Consider the following 16,076-nt stretch of genomic DNA (forward strand, 5'->3'; position numbering starts at 1 on the left):
CTCCCACAGTCACACTTTTCCCTCATCAACAGCCGCCGCCGGCAAAGTAAACCCCGACACCGAACGACGCAGCTGACTGGCCATTTTCGCCAGGTTGCCGATGCTCTCGGCGGTGGCGGTGGAGCCGGAAGAGGTTTGCGTGGTGATCTGCTGGATCACGTTCATGGTCAAGGAAATCTGCCCCGCCGACGTGGTCTGTTGCTGCGCCGCGTTGGAAATGCTCTGGATCAGCGCCGCCAGGGTCTTGGACACGCCTTCGATTTCTTCCAGGGCCACCCCGGCATCCTGGGCCAGTCGGGCGCCGCGCACCACTTCGGTGGTGGTCTGTTCCATGGAAATCACCGCCTCGTTCGTATCAGCCTGAATCGCCCGCACCAGGGTCTCGATCTGCCGGGTCGCCGCCGAAGAGCGCTCCGCCAGCCGCTGCACTTCATCGGCCACCACCGCGAACCCGCGCCCGGCGTCACCGGCCATGGACGCCTGGATAGCGGCGTTGAGTGCCAGGATGTTGGTCTGGTCGGCAATGTCATCGATCAGGCTGACAATGTCGCCGATTTCCTGAGACGACTCCCCCAGGCGCTTGATGCGCTTGGCCGTGTCCTGGATCTGCTCGCGAATGTTGTCCATGCCATGAATGGTGTTGTGCACCACCTCGTTGCCTTTGTTGGCGATCTCCACGGAGCGCTCGGCCACCGCCGACGACTCGGCGGCATTGGCCGAGACCTGATCGATGGACTGGGCCATTTCATTGATTGAAGTCGAAGCTTCGGATATCTGCTGGGCCTGATGTTCGGAAGCCTGCGCCAGGTGCATGGCCGTAGCCTGGGTTTCCTGCACCGCAGCGGCGACCTGGCCGGCGGTGAGGTTGATGGTGGCCACAAGGTCACGCAGTTGGTCCACCGAATAGTTGATGGAATCGGCGATGGTGCCGGTAAAGTCTTCGGTAACCGAGGCGGTCACGGTCAGGTCGCCATCGGCCAGGTCTTCGATCTCGTCCAGCAGACGCATGATCGCGTTCTGGTTGCGCTCATTCTTTTCTGCGGTTTCACGCAACTGCCGGTTGGTTTCGCGGACCATCACCAGCCCGATCAGGATGATCGACATCAGCGCCAACAGACCCAGCACATAACCACCGATGGCGTTTGCGGAACGCCCGCCGGCCAGGTTTTCGAACGCGGTGGCCAGGTGCGACGCTTCGTCCAGCAAGGTTTGCGACAGGTTGAAGATGTTGCCTGCCGACTCGCGGACCTTGAACAGCTCAGGAGAGGTTTCGAGGATTTCGTCCACCGAGCCGGAGACGAATTCGAAGAGTTCGCTGATCTCACTCAGGCGAGCCCGGGCATCGCGGTCCTGTACTTGGGAGATCTTCAAGGCCGGGTCACCTTGCGACATGCCATTGAGCACCTGACCAAAACGTGCGGCATCGCGGCCAAAGGTATCGGCGGCCTGACTAGCGTTTTCATCCCCCGCCAGCACGGTGTTCACCGCCCCGAGAATCCGTTCGGCCAGCAACGACTGGCGCTGGGCCATGGCGACCTGCGCGGCGGGCGCGCCGCGTTGCAGGAGAATTTCGACGACTTTTTCGTACTCGACCTGCAATTGCGGCACGGTTTCGGCGAGGGTTGCCGCCACCTGATGCAGCGACAGCACAGTCTGTTCGCTGGACAGGATGGCATCGGTGTTCTTGAGCAAGCGTTCCCAGTCCAGCTGTACGGCACGCATCTGCGGGCGCAGGGCAGCAGGTGCCGGTGGCAGGCCGGTCACCGGGTCGCCTTGCTTCAGGTAGCCCCAGCGCTGGGCGAAATCATTGCGCGCCTCGCTCAGCAACTTGAACGCCGCGGCCTTGCCGGCGGCCGCCTCGGTGGCGTTCTTGGCGATGCGCTGGGACAGCACCCGCAACTCACCGGCGTGGCCGATGTACTGCTTGTCGTAGTTGGACTGGGTGTTGAGGTAAGCGAAGTTGGCGAACAGCAGCATGATGAAGACAATCAGCGCGACGAACAGCACGATGATCTGCGAACGACTGCGCGACGCTTCCAGAGGCTTGCCTGTATTTGCTTTGATCATCGGTTCTCGCCTGTACTGCCCAATCCAACCCACTCACCACTGCCAACTGTAAGCAAGCCCTTGTAGTGCAGCCTGCTCAATCAGTGTGACTCTGTGGGAGCAAGGCTTGCCTGCGATGAAAACAACACGGTTTCCCGCCTACCGAGGCGCCGCCATCGCGAGCAAGCTTTGCTCCCACTGGCTCGTTCCCACAAGGGACCGTGTGGCATCTCGTCAAACAGCTACATCCATGAACCCCGGCGAGCGCGTCAGCGCAAACGGGCTGAACACCTGCCACTGCCGTTCACCGCGAAACCGGCCCTTGACGAAGGCCGACTCCGGGCCGTCAAGGTCGTCCATCAGCGTCGGCTCCAGGCTGTCCTGGGCAAAATGCTGCAATCCGAGGACTTCATCCACCAGCAACCCGGTAAAGACCTCGTCATGATCCACCACCAGCACCCGCCGCTGCTTGCGCACGCTCGACAGCTCATGGCCGAAGAAACCGCACAAATCCATCAACGGCAATAAGCGCCCGCGCAGATTAGCCACACCACGAACCCATGGCTTGACCCCGGGCAAATGTGTGTAGCGCGGTTCGTGCAGCACTTCGCTAACTTCGCCCATGGGCGCCACGTACCAGTGTTCGCCGAGGCGAAAACCGATGCCGCTCCAGCTGTCGCCGTGGGTCGGTTGTGACGGCAGGTCCGCCCCCAGCAGCCGGCAACGCCGGTCGATCTGCAGGAGCAGTTCGAAAGCGGTCAGGGATTGGCTCATGGCCGCGTCATCAACCCGCCAGCACGTTGTTCAGGGTCTTGATCAGGGTTTCTTCGTCCACCGGTTTGGTCAGGTAGTCCTTCGCGCCTTGGCGAGTGCCCCAGACCTTGTCGGTGTCCTGGTCCTTGGTGGTGATGATGATCACCGGGATGTGCCCGGTGTCCGGATCCTTGGTCAACTGGCGCGTGGCCTGGAAACCGTTGAGGCCGGGCATGACGATATCCATCAGGACCGCGTCGGGCTTTTCCTGGCGAGCCAGGGCCACGCCGTCGGCACCGTTTTCGGCCTTCAGGACCTGGTGGCCGTGCTTTTCCAGCATGCCGGTCAGTTTGTACATTTCGGTCGGCGAATCATCGACGATCAGAATTCGTGCCATGGTGTTCCCCATTTTTCGTTGACCCCAGGCCCGATGGCCGAGTGTCATTAATGTGCCTGGTGCGGCTGGACAGCGGCAAAGCCCGGAACATGAGCCCGTATCGCGCCCAGCAGTTCTTCCTTGCTGAAAGGCTTGGTCAAAAACTGATCGGAGCCGACGATGCGCCCCTTGGCCTTGTCGAACAAACCGTCCCGGGACGACAACATGATCACCGGCGTGGCCTTGAAAACGCTGTTGTTCTTGATCAGGGCACAAGTCTGGTAACCGTCCAGGCGCGGCATCATGATGTCGACAAAGATAATGCCCGGATGATGGTCGGCGATCTTGGCCAGGGCATCGAAGCCATCGACCGCCGTGATGACCTCGCAACCCACGTTGCGCAACAAGGTCTCGGCGGTGCGGCGGATGGTCTTCGAGTCGTCGATGACCATGACCTTCAAGGCGCTGGGTTGCTGCTGCGTAAGATGCTCTGCCATTGCCACTGCAAACCGGTTTTTAACGCGTAAGTGTGAACGACAGCGCAAACCCTTGATGTTCAAGGCCCGCACGTCACATGCCAGCCTTTTTAGCACAGTCTCCATCGCCGATCTATCGGCCGCTCGGTACAGTGGTTTTTCCTTGACCGCCAATCTTCCGGGCGCCACTCTGACGCCACTTTTTCACACCATTTGTGCCCATCAATTTTCGAGGAACCAAGCCATGAGCGTACGCGTCGGCATTGTCATGGACCCTATCGCCAGCATTTCCTATAAAAAGGATAGCTCGCTGGCCATGCTGCTGGCCGCTCAGAAGCGCGGCTGGGAGCTGTTCTACATGGAGCAGCGCGACCTCTACCAGGCCGAAGGCCAGGCGCGGGCACGGATGAAGCCGCTGAACGTCTTCGCCAACCCCGAAAAATGGTTTGAGCTGGGTACCGAACGCGATGCGCTGCTCAGCGACCTGGACGTGATCCTCATGCGCAAGGATCCGCCTTTCGACATGGAGTTCGTGTATTCCACCTACCTGCTGGAACAGGCCGAAAACGCCGGTGTGCTGGTGGTCAACAAACCCCAGAGCCTGCGCGACTGCAACGAAAAGCTGTTCGCCACGCTGTTCCCGCAATGCACGCCGCCCACCATCGTCAGCCGTCGCCCGGACGTGCTGCGTGAATTCGCCGACCATCACGGCGACGTGATCCTCAAGCCCCTGGACGGCATGGGCGGCTCCTCGATTTTCCGTCACACCGCCGGCCACCCCAACCTGTCGGTGATCCTGGAAACCCTGACCCTGCACGGCCAACAGCAGATCATGATCCAGGGTTACCTGCCGGCCATCGTCGATGGCGACAAGCGCATCCTGATGATCGACGGCGAACCGGTGGACTATTGCCTGGCGCGCATTCCCGCGGCCGGCGAAACCCGCGGCAACCTGGCGGCCGGCGGGCGTGGCGAGGCGCGTCCGTTGACTGAAAAGGACCGCTGGATCGCGGCCAAGGTCGGCCCGACCCTGCGGGAGAAAGGTCTGCTGTTCGTGGGCCTGGACGTGATCGGCGAGCACCTGACGGAAATCAACGTCACCAGCCCGACCTGCATCCGCGAGATCGACAACGCCTTCGGCACCGACATCGGCGCGATGCTGATGGATGCCATCGATCAGAAGCTCAAGGCTCGTTGATCCAGATCCTGCTGAAGGAAACCCACATTGCGTTATCATGCCCGGCCTGAAAAAAACGCGATGTTGGTTTCCTTGCCATGACCCTCCCGTCCGATCTGCCCCAAGAGCTCGCCCATCGCGGCGTGCGCCCGGCTGATCGTCTCGGTTTTACCCTGTTCCTGGCGGCATTGATCCACTTGGCACTGCTGCTGGGCGTCGGGTTTGCCACGGTAGAACCCAAACAGATCAGCCAGACCCTGGAAATCACCCTGGCCACCTTCAAAAGCGAAGCCAAGCCACAAAAAGCGGACTTCCTCGCCCAGGAAAACCAGCAAGGCAGTGGCACCCTGGAAAAAAAGGCAACGCCCAAGACCACCCAGATCGCGCCATTCCAGGACAATAAAGTGCAGAAGGTCACACCGCCGCCAGCGGCCAAGCCCGAGGTCCGGGAGACGGCGCCCAAGGCAGCCGTGACCACCGTGGCGCCGAAGCCGAAAAAAGCCCCGGTCAAGGAAGAGGTCAGGCCCGACCCCAAACCCAAGGCCCCGGTGCCCACCTTCGACAGCGCCCAACTGTCCAGCGACATCGCCAGCCTGGAAGCCGAGCTGGCCCAGGAACAGCAGTTGTATGCCAAACGCCCGCGTATCCACCGCCTGAGCGCCGCCTCGACCATGCGCGACAAGGGCGCCTGGTACAAAGATGAGTGGCGCAAGAAAGTCGAGCGCATCGGCAATCTCAACTACCCCGACGAAGCCCGGCGCAAGCAGATCTATGGCAACTTGCGGCTGCTGGTCTCGATCAACCGCGACGGCTCGTTGTATGAAGTGCTGGTGCTGGAGTCCTCCGGCCAGCCATTGCTGGATCAGGCCGCCCAGCGGATCGTGCGCCTGGCCGCGCCGTTCGCACCGTTTACCGGGGACCTGTCGGACATCGACCGCCTGGAAATCATCCGCACCTGGAAGTTCGCCCGGGGCGATCGTCTCTCCAGCAACTGACCCCATCCCCTTGTGGGAGCGAGCCTGCTCGCGATAGCAATCGAACATCCAGCATCGACGTCGCCTGACACACTGCATCGCGAGCAGGCTCGCTCCCACAGGGGTTTCGTGACAGTCTCCGGCATTTGCTGCACATCGCCAGCTTGTCAGTTCGCCCCTGCGCCGCCACACTAGCGCCTATGAAAAACGTCAGCCCCACCTACCTCAAGCATCACTTCCTGATTGCCATGCCACACATGGCCGATCCGAACTTTGCCCACACCTTGACCTACATCGTCGAGCACACGGCCAATGGGGCCATGGGGCTGGTGGTCAATCGGCCGCAGGAACTGAACCTGGCGGACATTCTTGAGCAGTTGCGCCCGGATGTAGAACCGCCACTCTTGTGCCAGCACGTCCCGATTTTCATCGGCGGCCCGGTGCAGACCGACCGAGGCTTCGTGCTCCACCCGACGGGGCCGTCCTACCAGGCCACCGTGGACCTGGATGGCGTCTCGCTGTCCACCTCCCAGGATGTGCTGTTCGCCATCGCCGACGGCGTAGGCCCGGAAAAAAGCCTGATCGCCCTCGGCTATGCCGGTTGGGAAGCCGGGCAATTGGAAGCCGAGCTGGCCGATAACGCCTGGCTGACCTGCCCGTTCGACGCCGACATCCTGTTCAACACCAGCAGCGAACTGCGCCTGGAAGCAGCGGCCAGCCGGCTGGGGGTCAACCTCAGTCTGCTCACCAGCCAGGCAGGACACGCCTGATGGCCCTGCGCTTGCTGCTGGGCTTCGATTACGGCACCAAACAGATCGGCGTGGCGGTCGGCCAGGTGATTACCGGCCAGGCCCGCGAGCTGTGCACCCTCAAGGCGCAGAACGGCGTTCCCGACTGGAACCAGGTCGAAGCGCTGATCAAGGAGTGGAAACCCGACGCCGTGGTGGTCGGCCTGCCGCTGAACATGGACGGCACGCCCAGCGAGATGTGCGTTCGTGCGGAGAAATTCGCCCGCAGGCTCAACGGCCGCTACAACCTGCCTTTCTATACCCACGACGAGCGTCTGACCACGTTCGAGGCCAAGGGTGAACGCTTGGTACGTGGCGGGCAGAAAGGCAGTTACCGCAACAACCCGGTAGACGCCATCGCGGCCGCCCTGCTGCTGCAAGGCTGGCTCGACGCCAACGCCGCCCTGTTCGAAACCTGATTTTTTTGAAAGCGCCGCCAGGGCGCTTTCTTTTAGCGATAAACCGGGCCTCTGACCACCGGCCCGGGAACCTGAAGGAGCCAGCATGAGCCTGCCCAATCCCGCCGAACTGATCAGCCAGATGGCGATTCGTCTCACGGCGCATCTGGAACAACGCGGCATCAGCGAACCGCGCTACATCGGCATTCGCACCGGTGGCGTCTGGGTCGCCCAGGCCTTGCTCGAAGAACTGGGCAGCGATGCGCCGCTGGGCACCCTCGATGTGTCGTTCTACCGCGACGACTTCAGCCAGAACGGCCTGCACCCGCAAGTACGCCCTTCGGCCCTGCCATTCGAGATTGAAGGCCAGCATCTGGTACTGATCGACGATGTGCTGATGAGCGGCCGGACCATCCGCGCCGCCATGAACGAACTGTTCGATTATGGCCGCCCCGCCAGCGTGACCCTGGTGTGCCTGCTGGACCTGGACGCCGCCGAGCTGCCGATCCGCCCGAACGTGGTCGGCGCGACGCTGACGCTGGCCGCTCACGAGCGAGTCAAGCTGTCCGGCCCCGCGCCGCTGCAACTCGAACTGCAAGACCTTGCCCTTTAACTGCCCTTGTAAGAGTCCATTGCGATGACGCCTCTCGAAACCAAGCGAGCGCTACAGCTCAACGATCAGGGCCAGCTGCGGCACTTCCTGTCCCTCGACGGCCTGCGCCGCGAGCTGCTGACGGAAATCCTCGACACCGCCGATTCGTTCCTCGAAGTCGGGGCCCGGGCGGTCAAGAAAGTCCCGTTGCTGCGCGGCAAGACCGTGTGCAACGTGTTCTTCGAAAACTCCACCCGCACCCGCACCACCTTCGAACTGGCGGCCCAGCGACTGTCGGCGGACGTGATCACCCTGAACGTGTCCACCTCCTCGGCGAGCAAGGGCGAAACCCTGCTCGATACCTTGCGCAACCTCGAGGCCATGGCGGCCGACATGTTCGTCGTGCGTCACGGTGATTCCGGCGCCGCGCATTTCATTGCCGAGCATGTATGCCCACAAGTGGCGATCATCAACGGCGGCGACGGCCGTCACGCCCACCCAACCCAGGGCATGCTGGACATGCTGACCATCCGTCGGCACAAGGGCAGCTTCGAGAACCTGTCGGTGGCTATCGTCGGCGACATCCTGCACTCGCGGGTGGCCCGCTCGAACATGCTCGCCCTCAAGACTCTCGGCTGCCCGGACATCCGCGTGATCGCGCCGAAAACCCTGCTGCCCATTGGCGTCGAGCAGTACGGTGTGAAGGTCTACACCGACATGACCGAAGGCCTCAAGGACGTGGACGTGGTGATCATGCTGCGCCTGCAGCGCGAACGCATGACCGGCGGCCTGTTGCCCAGCGAAGGCGAGTTCTACCGCCTGTTCGGCCTGACCACCGCGCGCCTGGCCGGGGCCAAGCCGGACGCCATCGTCATGCACCCGGGGCCGATCAACCGCGGGGTGGAGATCGAGTCGGCAGTGGCCGACGGACCACATTCGGTGATCCTCAACCAGGTGACCTACGGCATCGCCATCCGCATGGCCGTGCTGTCCATGGCCATGAGCGGGCAAACGGCCCAGCGCCAATTCGACCAGGAGAACGCCCAGTGAAGCTCAGCATTCTCGGCGCACGCGTGATCGATCCGGCCAGCGGCCTGGATCAAGTGACTGACATCCACATCGATGCCTGCAAAATTGTCGCCCTTGGCGCCGCTCCGGCCGGTTTTACCGCCGTTGATACCCTCAACGCCCAAGGCCTGGTGGCCGCCCCTGGCCTGGTGGACCTGAACGTCGCCCTGCGCGAACCCGGTTATAGCCGCAAAGGCAGTATCGTCAGCGAAACCCAGGCTGCCGCCGCCGGTGGCGTGACCAGTTTGTGCTGCCCGCCACAGACCAAGCCGGTACTGGACACCTCGGCCGTGGCCGAGCTGATCCTCGATCGCGCCCGCGAAGCCGGCAACACCAAGGTCTTCCCTATCGGCGCCTTGAGCAAAGGCCTCGATGGCGAGCAACTGGCAGAACTCATTGCGCTACGCGACGCCGGTTGCGTGGCGTTCGGCAATGGTCTGAACAGTTTTCGCAATACCCGCACCCTGTGCCGCGCCCTGGAATACGCTGCGACCTTCGGCCTGACGGTGATCTTCAACTCCCAGGATCACGATCTGGCTGAAGGTGGGCTGGCCCACGAAGGCCCGACCGCCAGTTTCCTCGGCCTGCCGGGCATTCCGGAAACCGCCGAAACCGTGGCCCTGGCCCGGGACCTGCTGCTGGTGGAACAAAGCGGCGTGCGCGCACACTTCAGCCAGTTGACCAGCGCCCGCGGCGCCGCACTGATCGCCCAGGCCCAGGCTCGCGGCCTGCCCGTCACCGCCGATGTGGCGCTGTACCAACTGATCCTGACTGACGAAGCGCTGATCGACTTCAACAGCGTCTATCACGTCCAGCCGCCGCTGCGCACCCGCGCCGACCGCGATGGCTTGCGCGAGGCCGTGAAGTCCGGGGTGATCTCGGCCATCTCCAGCCATCACCAGCCCCACGAGCGCGATGCCAAGCTGGCACCATTCGGCGCCACGGAACCGGGCATCAGCAGCGTCGAACTGTTGCTGCCACTGGCCATGACACTGGTGGAAGACGGATTGCTGGACCTGCCGACCCTGCTGGCACGCCTGAGCAACGGCCCGGCCGACGCGCTGCAATTACCGGTGGGTAAACTGGCAGTGGGCGCGGCGGCGGACCTGGTGCTGTTCGACCCGGCGGCGTCCACCGTGGCGGGTGAAGCCTGGCGTTCCAAGGGTGACAACTGCCCGTTCCTTGGCCACAGTTTGCCGGGGGTGGTGCGTTATACGCTGATGGATGGGCGGATTACTCACCAGGCCTGACACCGCATCGCTCTTATCGCGAGCAGGCTCGCTCCCACAGGGATCTTCGGTGAACACATAACCTGTGAACACCTTGATCCAGTGTGGGAGCGAGCCTGCTCGCGATGCAGGCGACTCGGTCTTAATGAAAAGCCCCGCGCTTCTGCGCATTGCGAATCGAGACCTGATCGTTCAGCGTCCAGAAGTCATACAGCACCCCCAGGAAAAACACCCCGCCAGTCAGCAGGTAAAGGATGCCGGTGAGCCATTTGCCCTGGTACATGCGGTGCACACCCAGCACACCGAGAAACGTCAGCAGAATCCACGCCACGCTGTACTCGAGGGGACCCGGGGTGAAGCGCAGATCGGCCTCCCGATCCATGGCCGGAATCAGGAACAGGTCGATCAGCCAGCCGATGCCCAACAAGCCGAAGGTGAAAAACCAGATCGTGCCGGTGATCGGCTTGCCGTAGTAGAAGCGGTGGGCGCCGGTAAAGCCGAAAATCCACAAGAGATAGCCGATCACTTTGCTGTGGGTATCGCGTAAAGCGTCCTGCTGATAGCTGTTCATGAATCGCCTCTTTTGCCTCGATAGATAAATTTGTTCGGATTATTTGTGACTTTTTTATGGATTGCCGACAAGCGGTCTCCAGCGTCAGGAACCCGGTAAACCCCCGTGCTGTCTGGGTTCTGTCAGACAATCAGGTCAATATGTCGCAATTATGCGGGTTTCACCTGGGGTTGCGATTCGACAAACGGCCTCGGAACAGTAAAAAAAGCTGTTATAAAGTTGCGCGCTTACCTTCAAGAGCCCTGCCTAATGCGTCCATTTATCAAGACATGGCTAACCATTTGCCTATTATTGCCCCTGGCCGCCCACGCCACCAATCGTGAGCAACGTCTTCCCAACGTCAACGGCTACACCCCCAAATCCCATGTTTCTGCTCCTTCAAGCAAGAACAAGCGAAACACCCAGCGTTTGAGCACCGCCAATAGCAAGCTGGTTCCGGTCATGACCGCCAAGACAAGCAGCAACGTCTTGAGCCGTGCCGTGAACGTACTGGGAACACCTTACCGTTGGGGCGGCAGTAGCCCAAGCAAAGGTTTCGATTGCAGCGGGCTGGTGAAGTACGCCTTCAACGATGCCACCTTCGACCTGCCGCGCACTTCCAATGCGATGGCCAGCGGTCACGGCCAGAAGGTCGATCGCAAGGACCTCAAGCCCGGCGATCTGATCTTCTTCAAGCTCAAGAGCCGCCGGGTCAACCACGTGGCCATCTACCTGGGCAATGACCGCTTCATCCACGCCCCGCGCCGTGGCAAGTCGGTGACCATCGATACCTTGAACAAGCCGTACTGGAACAGCCACTACGTCCTTGCCAAGCGGGTGCTGCCCAAAGAGCCGAAAGGGATGCAGCTGGTTCAGCGCTGATTTGAAAGTGGCACATTTGCCAGTTCAAGCAAACTGTGGGAGCGAGCCTGTTCGCGATAGCGGTACATCCGTCAACTTCAATGTTGGCTGATCCAACGCTATCGCGAGCAAGCTCGCTCCCACAGGAGGTTTTGTGGCCGATCCTCAGAAGTTATCCGGCGTACGCGCCCGCTCCCGCGCATGTTCGCGACTGATCAGCCCCTTGTTCAGCAAATCCTTCAAACACATATCCAATGTCTGCATCCCCAGCGACCCACCGGTCTGGATCGCCGAGTACATCTGCGCCACCTTGTCCTCGCGGATCAGGTTACGGATCGCCGACGTTCCCAGCATGATTTCATGAGCCGCGACCCGGCCGCCGCCAATCTTCTTGACCAGCGTCTGTGAAATCACCGCCTGCAAGGATTCGGACAACATCGAACGAACCATGGATTTCTCATCCCCCGGGAACACGTCCACCACCCGGTCGATGGTCTTGGCCGCCGAGGTGGTGTGCAAGGTGCCAAACACCAGATGACCGGTTTCGGCGGCGGTCAGGGCCAGGCGGATGGTCTCCAGGTCACGCATCTCCCCCACCAGAATCACGTCCGGGTCTTCGCGCAGGGCTGAGCGCAGGGCCGTGGAGAAACTTTGGGTGTCGCGGTGCACTTCGCGCTGGTTGATCAGGCATTTGCGCGGCTCGTGGACAAACTCGATGGGATCTTCGATGGTGAGGATGTGATGGTGTTTGTGGGTGTTGAGGTAGTCGATCATCGCCGCCAGGGTGGTGGACTTGCCGGAGCCGGTCGGCCCGGTCACCAACACCAGCCCGCGAGGCGCCTCGGTCACTTTGCGAAACACTTCGCCCATCCCCAGGTCTTCCATGGTCAGGACTTTCGACGGGATGGTCCGGAACACCGCACCTGCACCGCGATTCTGGTTGAACGCATTGACCCGGAACCGTGCGACGCCCGGCACGTCGAAGGAAAAGTCGGTTTCCAGAAACTTCTCGTAATCTACCCGCTGCCGGTCGTTCATGATGTCGTAGATCAGCTCATGGACCTGCTTGTGGTCCAGGGCCGGCAGGTTGATCCGCCTCACATCGCCATCGACACGGATCATCGGCGGCAGCCCGGCGGACAAGTGCAGGTCCGATGCGCCCTGTTTGGCGCTGAACGCCAGTAGCTCAGTGATATCCATAGCGCTCCTCAATTCCAGTAGAATGCCGCGAACCTCACCGCTGGCGCTTCTTTAATGTCCACGATAGCAGACAACATTGCTCAGGTTAGATCGCGTATCCGCGCAGCCGAACAAGCCGCCCACCGCGACGAACACAGCGTGCAGCTGCTGGCGGTGAGCAAGACCAAGCCCGCCCAGGCCCTGCGTGAAGCCTATGCCGCCGGCCTGCGGGACTTTGGCGAGAACTATCTGCAGGAGGCGCTGGGCAAACAGGCCGAACTGACCGACCTGCCCTTGATCTGGCACTTCATCGGCCCCATTCAATCGAACAAGACGCGCGCTATCGCCGAACATTTCGACTGGGTGCATTCCGTGGATCGTTTGAAAATTGCACAACGCCTGTCCGAGCAGCGCCCGGCCGACCTACCGCCGCTGAATATCTGCATCCAGGTCAACGTCAGCGGTGAAGACAGCAAATCCGGCTGCACCGCGGCGGACCTGCCCGCTCTGGCCAGCGCCATCAGCGCGTTGCCACGCCTGAAGCTGCGTGGGTTGATGGCGATTCCCGAACCGACCGAGGAGCGTGCCGCCCAGGATGCCGCCTTCGCAGCGGTTCAACGCTTGCAAGCCGATCTGAAGCTACCGCTGGACACCCTTTCCATGGGCATGAGCCATGACCTCGAGTCGGCCATTGCCCAGGGCGCCACCTGGGTGCGGATCGGTACCGCGCTGTTTGGTGCGCGCGACTATAGCCGTAGCTAGCCGTACGCCATGCTGACTCAACTCTCTAATCAAGGACCTGTCATGAGCAACACACGTATTGCCTTCATCGGCGCCGGCAACATGGCCGCCAGCCTGATCGGCGGCCTGCGGGCCAAGGGTCTGGACGCTTCGCAGATCCGCGCCAGCGATCCGGGGGCCGAGACTCGCGCCCGGGTGAGCACAGAGCACGGCATCGAAACGTTCGCCGACAACGCCCAGGCCATCGAGGGCGCGGACGTCGTCGTGCTGGCGGTCAAGCCACAGGCGATGAAAACTGTTTGCGAGGCCATTCGTCCAAGCCTCAAACCCCATCAGATGGTGGTGTCGATCGCCGCCGGCATTACCTGCGCCAGCATGAACAACTGGCTCGGGTCCCAGCCGATCGTGCGCTGCATGCCCAACACCCCGGCGCTGCTGCGCCAGGGCGTCAGTGGGCTGTTCGCGACCGCACAAGTGACCGCCGAACAGCGCCAGCAGGCCGAAGAGCTGCTCTCGGCCGTAGGCCTGGCACTGTGGCTGGAAACCGAGCAGCAACTGGATGCGGTGACGGCCGTGTCCGGCTCGGGCCCGGCATACTTTTTCCTGCTGATCGAAGCCATGACCGCCGCCGGTGAAAAACTCGGCCTGCCGCGCGAAACCGCCGCCAAACTGACGTTGCAGACCGCCCTGGGCGCCGCCCACATGGCAGTGTCCAGCGATGTCGATGCGGCCGAACTGCGGCGCCGGGTGACTTCGCCAGCCGGCACCACCGAAGCCGCCATCAAATCGTTCCAGGCCGGGGGCTTCGAAGCCCTGGTGGAAAAAGCACTCGGCGCCGCCGCGCACCGCTCGGCCGAAATGGCCGAACAACTGGGCCAATAAGGAGCCATTCATGATCGGATTGAACACTGCAGCGGTCTACGTGCTGCAAACCCTCGGCAGCCTGTACCTGCTGATCGTACTGCTGCGCTTTGTGCTGCAACTGGTGCGCGCCAACTTCTACAACCCACTGTGCCAGTTCATCGTCAAGGCCACCCAGCCATTGCTCAAGCCACTGCGCCGGATCATTCCGAGCGTGTTCGGCCTGGACATGTCGTCGCTGGTACTGGCGATCATCGTGCAACTGGCGCTGATGGCCCTGACCCTGCTGCTGACCTACGGCACCACCGGCAACCCGCTGCAACTGCTGATCTGGTCGATCATTGGCGTGACCGCGCTGTTCCTGAAGATTTTCTTCTTCGCCCTGATCATCAGCGTGATCCTGTCCTGGGTCGCTCCCGGCAGCCACAACCCGGGCGCCGAACTGGTGAACCAGATCTGCGAGCCGGCGCTGGCACCGTTCCGCCGCATCGTGCCGAACCTCGGCGGGCTGGATATCTCGCCGATCCTGGCGTTCCTGGTGCTCAAGCTGATCGACATGCTGGTGATCAACAATCTGGCGGCGATGACCATGATGCCAGAAATCCTGCGCCTGCTGATCTAAAACGCTGCAGCCTTTCCTGTGGCGAGGGAGCTTGCTCCCGCTGGGCTGCGAAGCAGCCCCAAAGCGGGCGCCACCGTATCCCGGACAGTCACGGGCAGCAGCTTTCAGGGCCGCTTCGCGCCCCAGCGGGAGCAAGCTCCCTCGCCACGGGTAAAGCGGCGGACAATCAGCTCCGCCCTTTGCTTGCCGCTTGCCACAGCGGTCTTTAGACTTACGCCTCATTTCAACGAGAGCAGGGTCGATGCCAGCTGCCTTTCCCCCCGATTCCGTTGGTCTGGTGACGCCGCAAATGGCGCATTTCAGCGAGCCCCTGGCCCTGGCCTGCGGTCGTTCGTTGCCAGCCTATGACCTGATTTTCGAAACCTACGGCACCCTCAATGCCACGGCGAGCAATGCCGTGCTGATCTGCCATGCCTTGTCGGGGCATCACCACGCCGCCGGCTATCACAGTGTCGACGACCGCAAGCCGGGCTGGTGGGACAGTTGCATCGGCCCGGGCAAGCCCATCGACACCAACAAGTTCTTCGTGGTCAGCCTGAACAACCTCGGCGGCTGCAACGGCTCCACCGGCCCCAGCAGCGTCAACCCGGACACCGGCAAACCCTTCGGCGCCGACTTTCCGGTGCTGACCGTGGAAGACTGGGTCCACAGTCAGGCACGCCTGGCGGACCGCCTCGGTATCGCCCAGTGGGCCGCAGTGATCGGCGGCAGCCTGGGCGGCATGCAAGCCCTGCAATGGACCATCACTTACCCGGACCGTGTGCGCCACTGCCTGGCAATCGCCTCGGCCCCCAAGCTGTCGGCGCAGAACATCGCCTTCAACGAAGTGGCGCGCCAGGCGATCCTCACCGATCCGGAATTCCACGGCGGCTCGTTCCAGGAACACGGCGTGATTCCCAAGCGCGGGCTGATGCTGGCGCGGATGGTCGGGCATATCACCTACCTGTCCGATGATTCCATGGGCGAGAAATTCGGCCGCGGTCTCAAGAGCGAAAAGCTCAACTACGACTTCCACAGCGTCGAATTCCAGGTGGAAAGCTACCTGCGCTACCAGGGCGAAGAATTCTCCGGACGCTTCGACGCCAACACCTACCTGTTGATGACGAAAGCCCTGGACTACTTCGATCCGGCGGCGAACTTCGACGATGACCTGGCAAGAACCTTTGCAGGCGCCACCGCCAGGTTCTGCGTGATGTCGTTCACCACCGACTGGCGCTTCTCCCCGGCCCGCTCACGGGAGCTGGTGGACGCGCTGATGGCTGCCCGCAAGGACGTCTGCTACCTGGAAATCGACGCGCCCCAGGGTCACGACGCCTTTCTGATCCCGATCCCGCGCTACCTGCAGGCGTTCGGCAACTACATGAACCGTATAACGCTGTGAGGAC

Annotated in this window: 18 protein-coding genes; 12 read left to right on the plus strand and 6 right to left on the minus strand. The window is 62.0% G+C overall.

Going from position 1 to position 16,076, the window contains the following annotated elements:
• Positions 1-9: 9 nt before the first annotated feature.
• The 4 genes from MKS85_RS14610 to MKS85_RS14625 all read right to left on the minus strand — a co-directional run bounded on the left by MKS85_RS14610 (position 10) and on the right by MKS85_RS14625 (position 3,672).
• Complete coding sequence (locus MKS85_RS14610; protein WP_139048944.1) at positions 10-2,067, minus strand: methyl-accepting chemotaxis protein; 2,058 nt, start codon at positions 2,065-2,067, stop codon at positions 10-12.
• Positions 2,068-2,280: 213 nt separating this feature from the next.
• Positions 2,281-2,820 (minus strand): chemotaxis protein CheW, encoded by a 540-nt coding sequence (locus MKS85_RS14615; RefSeq protein ID WP_047225996.1) that lies wholly within the window; start codon positions 2,818-2,820, stop codon positions 2,281-2,283.
• Positions 2,821-2,830: 10 nt separating this feature from the next.
• On the minus strand, positions 2,831-3,196 hold the full coding sequence (gene pilH / locus MKS85_RS14620) for a twitching motility response regulator PilH (protein ID WP_047226188.1): 366 nt from the start codon (positions 3,194-3,196) through the stop codon (positions 2,831-2,833).
• 47 nt (positions 3,197-3,243) lie between these two features.
• A complete protein-coding gene (locus tag MKS85_RS14625; RefSeq protein ID WP_047225997.1) occupies positions 3,244-3,672 on the minus strand; it encodes a PleD family two-component system response regulator in 429 nt (142 codons plus the stop codon).
• A 223-nt stretch (positions 3,673-3,895) separates the two neighbouring features.
• Here MKS85_RS14625 and gshB point away from each other — a divergent pair, with 223 nt between their 5' ends.
• From gshB to MKS85_RS14660, 7 genes are all read left to right on the plus strand, one after another.
• Positions 3,896-4,849 carry a glutathione synthase gene (gene gshB / locus MKS85_RS14630; RefSeq protein ID WP_139048943.1) on the plus strand — a complete coding sequence of 318 codons (954 nt, stop codon included), beginning with the start codon at positions 3,896-3,898 and terminating at the stop codon, positions 4,847-4,849.
• A gap of 77 nt (positions 4,850-4,926) precedes the next feature.
• Positions 4,927-5,823 carry an energy transducer TonB gene (locus MKS85_RS14635; protein ID WP_047225999.1) on the plus strand — a complete coding sequence of 299 codons (897 nt, stop codon included), beginning with the start codon at positions 4,927-4,929 and terminating at the stop codon, positions 5,821-5,823.
• Between the two features lie 179 nt (positions 5,824-6,002).
• A complete protein-coding gene (locus MKS85_RS14640) occupies positions 6,003-6,572 on the plus strand; it encodes a YqgE/AlgH family protein (RefSeq protein WP_188251403.1) in 570 nt (189 codons plus the stop codon).
• Positions 6,572-7,009 (plus strand): Holliday junction resolvase RuvX, encoded by a 438-nt coding sequence (ruvX, locus tag MKS85_RS14645; RefSeq protein ID WP_188251404.1) that lies wholly within the window; start codon positions 6,572-6,574, stop codon positions 7,007-7,009. Before MKS85_RS14640 ends, ruvX begins: the two co-directional genes overlap by 1 nt.
• Before the next feature lie 85 nt (positions 7,010-7,094).
• Positions 7,095-7,601: a bifunctional pyr operon transcriptional regulator/uracil phosphoribosyltransferase PyrR gene (gene pyrR / locus MKS85_RS14650; RefSeq protein ID WP_047226002.1), complete on the plus strand. Its 507-nt coding sequence runs from the start codon at positions 7,095-7,097 to the stop codon at positions 7,599-7,601.
• Between the two features lie 24 nt (positions 7,602-7,625).
• Complete coding sequence (locus MKS85_RS14655; RefSeq protein ID WP_047226003.1) at positions 7,626-8,630, plus strand: aspartate carbamoyltransferase catalytic subunit; 1,005 nt, start codon at positions 7,626-7,628, stop codon at positions 8,628-8,630.
• Positions 8,627-9,898 carry a dihydroorotase gene (locus tag MKS85_RS14660; RefSeq protein WP_076383024.1) on the plus strand — a complete coding sequence of 424 codons (1,272 nt, stop codon included), beginning with the start codon at positions 8,627-8,629 and terminating at the stop codon, positions 9,896-9,898. The genes MKS85_RS14655 and MKS85_RS14660 overlap by 4 nt, the downstream gene beginning before the upstream one ends.
• 121 nt (positions 9,899-10,019) lie before the next feature.
• Here MKS85_RS14660 and MKS85_RS14665 read toward each other — a convergent pair whose 3' ends face one another.
• Positions 10,020-10,448: a TM2 domain-containing protein gene (locus MKS85_RS14665; RefSeq protein ID WP_139048940.1), complete on the minus strand. Its 429-nt coding sequence runs from the start codon at positions 10,446-10,448 to the stop codon at positions 10,020-10,022.
• 249 nt (positions 10,449-10,697) lie between these two features.
• Here MKS85_RS14665 and MKS85_RS14670 point away from each other — a divergent pair, with 249 nt between their 5' ends.
• A complete protein-coding gene (locus MKS85_RS14670; RefSeq protein WP_188251405.1) occupies positions 10,698-11,309 on the plus strand; it encodes a C40 family peptidase in 612 nt (203 codons plus the stop codon).
• A 144-nt stretch (positions 11,310-11,453) separates the two neighbouring features.
• On the opposite strand, the gene MKS85_RS14675 is transcribed toward MKS85_RS14670, so the two are convergent.
• On the minus strand, positions 11,454-12,488 hold the full coding sequence (locus tag MKS85_RS14675) for a type IV pilus twitching motility protein PilT (protein WP_047226007.1): 1,035 nt from the start codon (positions 12,486-12,488) through the stop codon (positions 11,454-11,456).
• A gap of 54 nt (positions 12,489-12,542) precedes the next feature.
• Between MKS85_RS14675 and MKS85_RS14680 the strand changes: the two genes are divergently transcribed.
• The 4 genes from MKS85_RS14680 (at position 12,543) to MKS85_RS14695 (ending at position 16,072) form a co-directional block, all read left to right on the plus strand.
• The gene (locus MKS85_RS14680) at positions 12,543-13,229 is read left to right on the plus strand and encodes a YggS family pyridoxal phosphate-dependent enzyme (RefSeq protein ID WP_047226008.1); all 687 of its coding nucleotides are present in this window, start codon (positions 12,543-12,545) and stop codon (positions 13,227-13,229) included.
• 42 nt (positions 13,230-13,271) lie between these two features.
• A complete protein-coding gene (proC, locus tag MKS85_RS14685) occupies positions 13,272-14,090 on the plus strand; it encodes a pyrroline-5-carboxylate reductase (protein ID WP_047226009.1) in 819 nt (272 codons plus the stop codon).
• A 10-nt stretch (positions 14,091-14,100) separates the two neighbouring features.
• The gene (locus MKS85_RS14690; protein ID WP_047226010.1) at positions 14,101-14,691 is read left to right on the plus strand and encodes a YggT family protein; all 591 of its coding nucleotides are present in this window, start codon (positions 14,101-14,103) and stop codon (positions 14,689-14,691) included.
• 241 nt (positions 14,692-14,932) lie between these two features.
• Entirely contained in the window at positions 14,933-16,072 is a 1,140-nt protein-coding gene (locus MKS85_RS14695; protein WP_188251406.1) for a homoserine O-acetyltransferase, read from the plus strand.
• The last annotated feature ends 4 nt before the right edge of the window (positions 16,073-16,076 follow it).

Source organism: Pseudomonas sp. JL2 (genome assembly GCF_031570495.1).
Taxonomy (GTDB): domain Bacteria; phylum Pseudomonadota; class Gammaproteobacteria; order Pseudomonadales; family Pseudomonadaceae; genus Aquipseudomonas; species Aquipseudomonas rhizophila.

Excerpts from the sequence above, each read along its gene's own strand:
- MKS85_RS14625 (WP_047225997.1), bottom strand. The coding sequence starts at position 3,672 with ATGGCAGAGCATCTTACGCAGCAGCAACCCAGCGCCTTGAAGGTCATG.
- MKS85_RS14690 (WP_047226010.1), top strand. The coding sequence starts at position 14,101 with ATGATCGGATTGAACACTGCAGCGGTCTACGTGCTGCAAACCCTCGGC.
- MKS85_RS14655 (WP_047226003.1), top strand. The coding sequence starts at position 7,626 with ATGACGCCTCTCGAAACCAAGCGAGCGCTACAGCTCAACGATCAGGGC.
- MKS85_RS14665 (WP_139048940.1), bottom strand. The coding sequence starts at position 10,448 with ATGAACAGCTATCAGCAGGACGCTTTACGCGATACCCACAGCAAAGTG.
- MKS85_RS14680 (WP_047226008.1), top strand. The coding sequence starts at position 12,543 with ATGTCCACGATAGCAGACAACATTGCTCAGGTTAGATCGCGTATCCGC.
- ruvX (WP_188251404.1), top strand. The coding sequence starts at position 6,572 with ATGGCCCTGCGCTTGCTGCTGGGCTTCGATTACGGCACCAAACAGATC.
- pyrR (WP_047226002.1), top strand. The coding sequence starts at position 7,095 with ATGAGCCTGCCCAATCCCGCCGAACTGATCAGCCAGATGGCGATTCGT.
- proC (WP_047226009.1), top strand. The coding sequence starts at position 13,272 with ATGAGCAACACACGTATTGCCTTCATCGGCGCCGGCAACATGGCCGCC.
- pilH (WP_047226188.1), bottom strand. The coding sequence starts at position 3,196 with ATGGCACGAATTCTGATCGTCGATGATTCGCCGACCGAAATGTACAAA.
- MKS85_RS14670 (WP_188251405.1), top strand. The coding sequence starts at position 10,698 with ATGCGTCCATTTATCAAGACATGGCTAACCATTTGCCTATTATTGCCC.
- MKS85_RS14615 (WP_047225996.1), bottom strand. The coding sequence starts at position 2,820 with ATGAGCCAATCCCTGACCGCTTTCGAACTGCTCCTGCAGATCGACCGG.
- gshB (WP_139048943.1), top strand. The coding sequence starts at position 3,896 with ATGAGCGTACGCGTCGGCATTGTCATGGACCCTATCGCCAGCATTTCC.
- MKS85_RS14675 (WP_047226007.1), bottom strand. The coding sequence starts at position 12,488 with ATGGATATCACTGAGCTACTGGCGTTCAGCGCCAAACAGGGCGCATCG.
- MKS85_RS14610 (WP_139048944.1), bottom strand. The coding sequence starts at position 2,067 with ATGATCAAAGCAAATACAGGCAAGCCTCTGGAAGCGTCGCGCAGTCGT.
- MKS85_RS14635 (WP_047225999.1), top strand. The coding sequence starts at position 4,927 with ATGACCCTCCCGTCCGATCTGCCCCAAGAGCTCGCCCATCGCGGCGTG.
- MKS85_RS14695 (WP_188251406.1), top strand. The coding sequence starts at position 14,933 with ATGCCAGCTGCCTTTCCCCCCGATTCCGTTGGTCTGGTGACGCCGCAA.
- MKS85_RS14640 (WP_188251403.1), top strand. The coding sequence starts at position 6,003 with ATGAAAAACGTCAGCCCCACCTACCTCAAGCATCACTTCCTGATTGCC.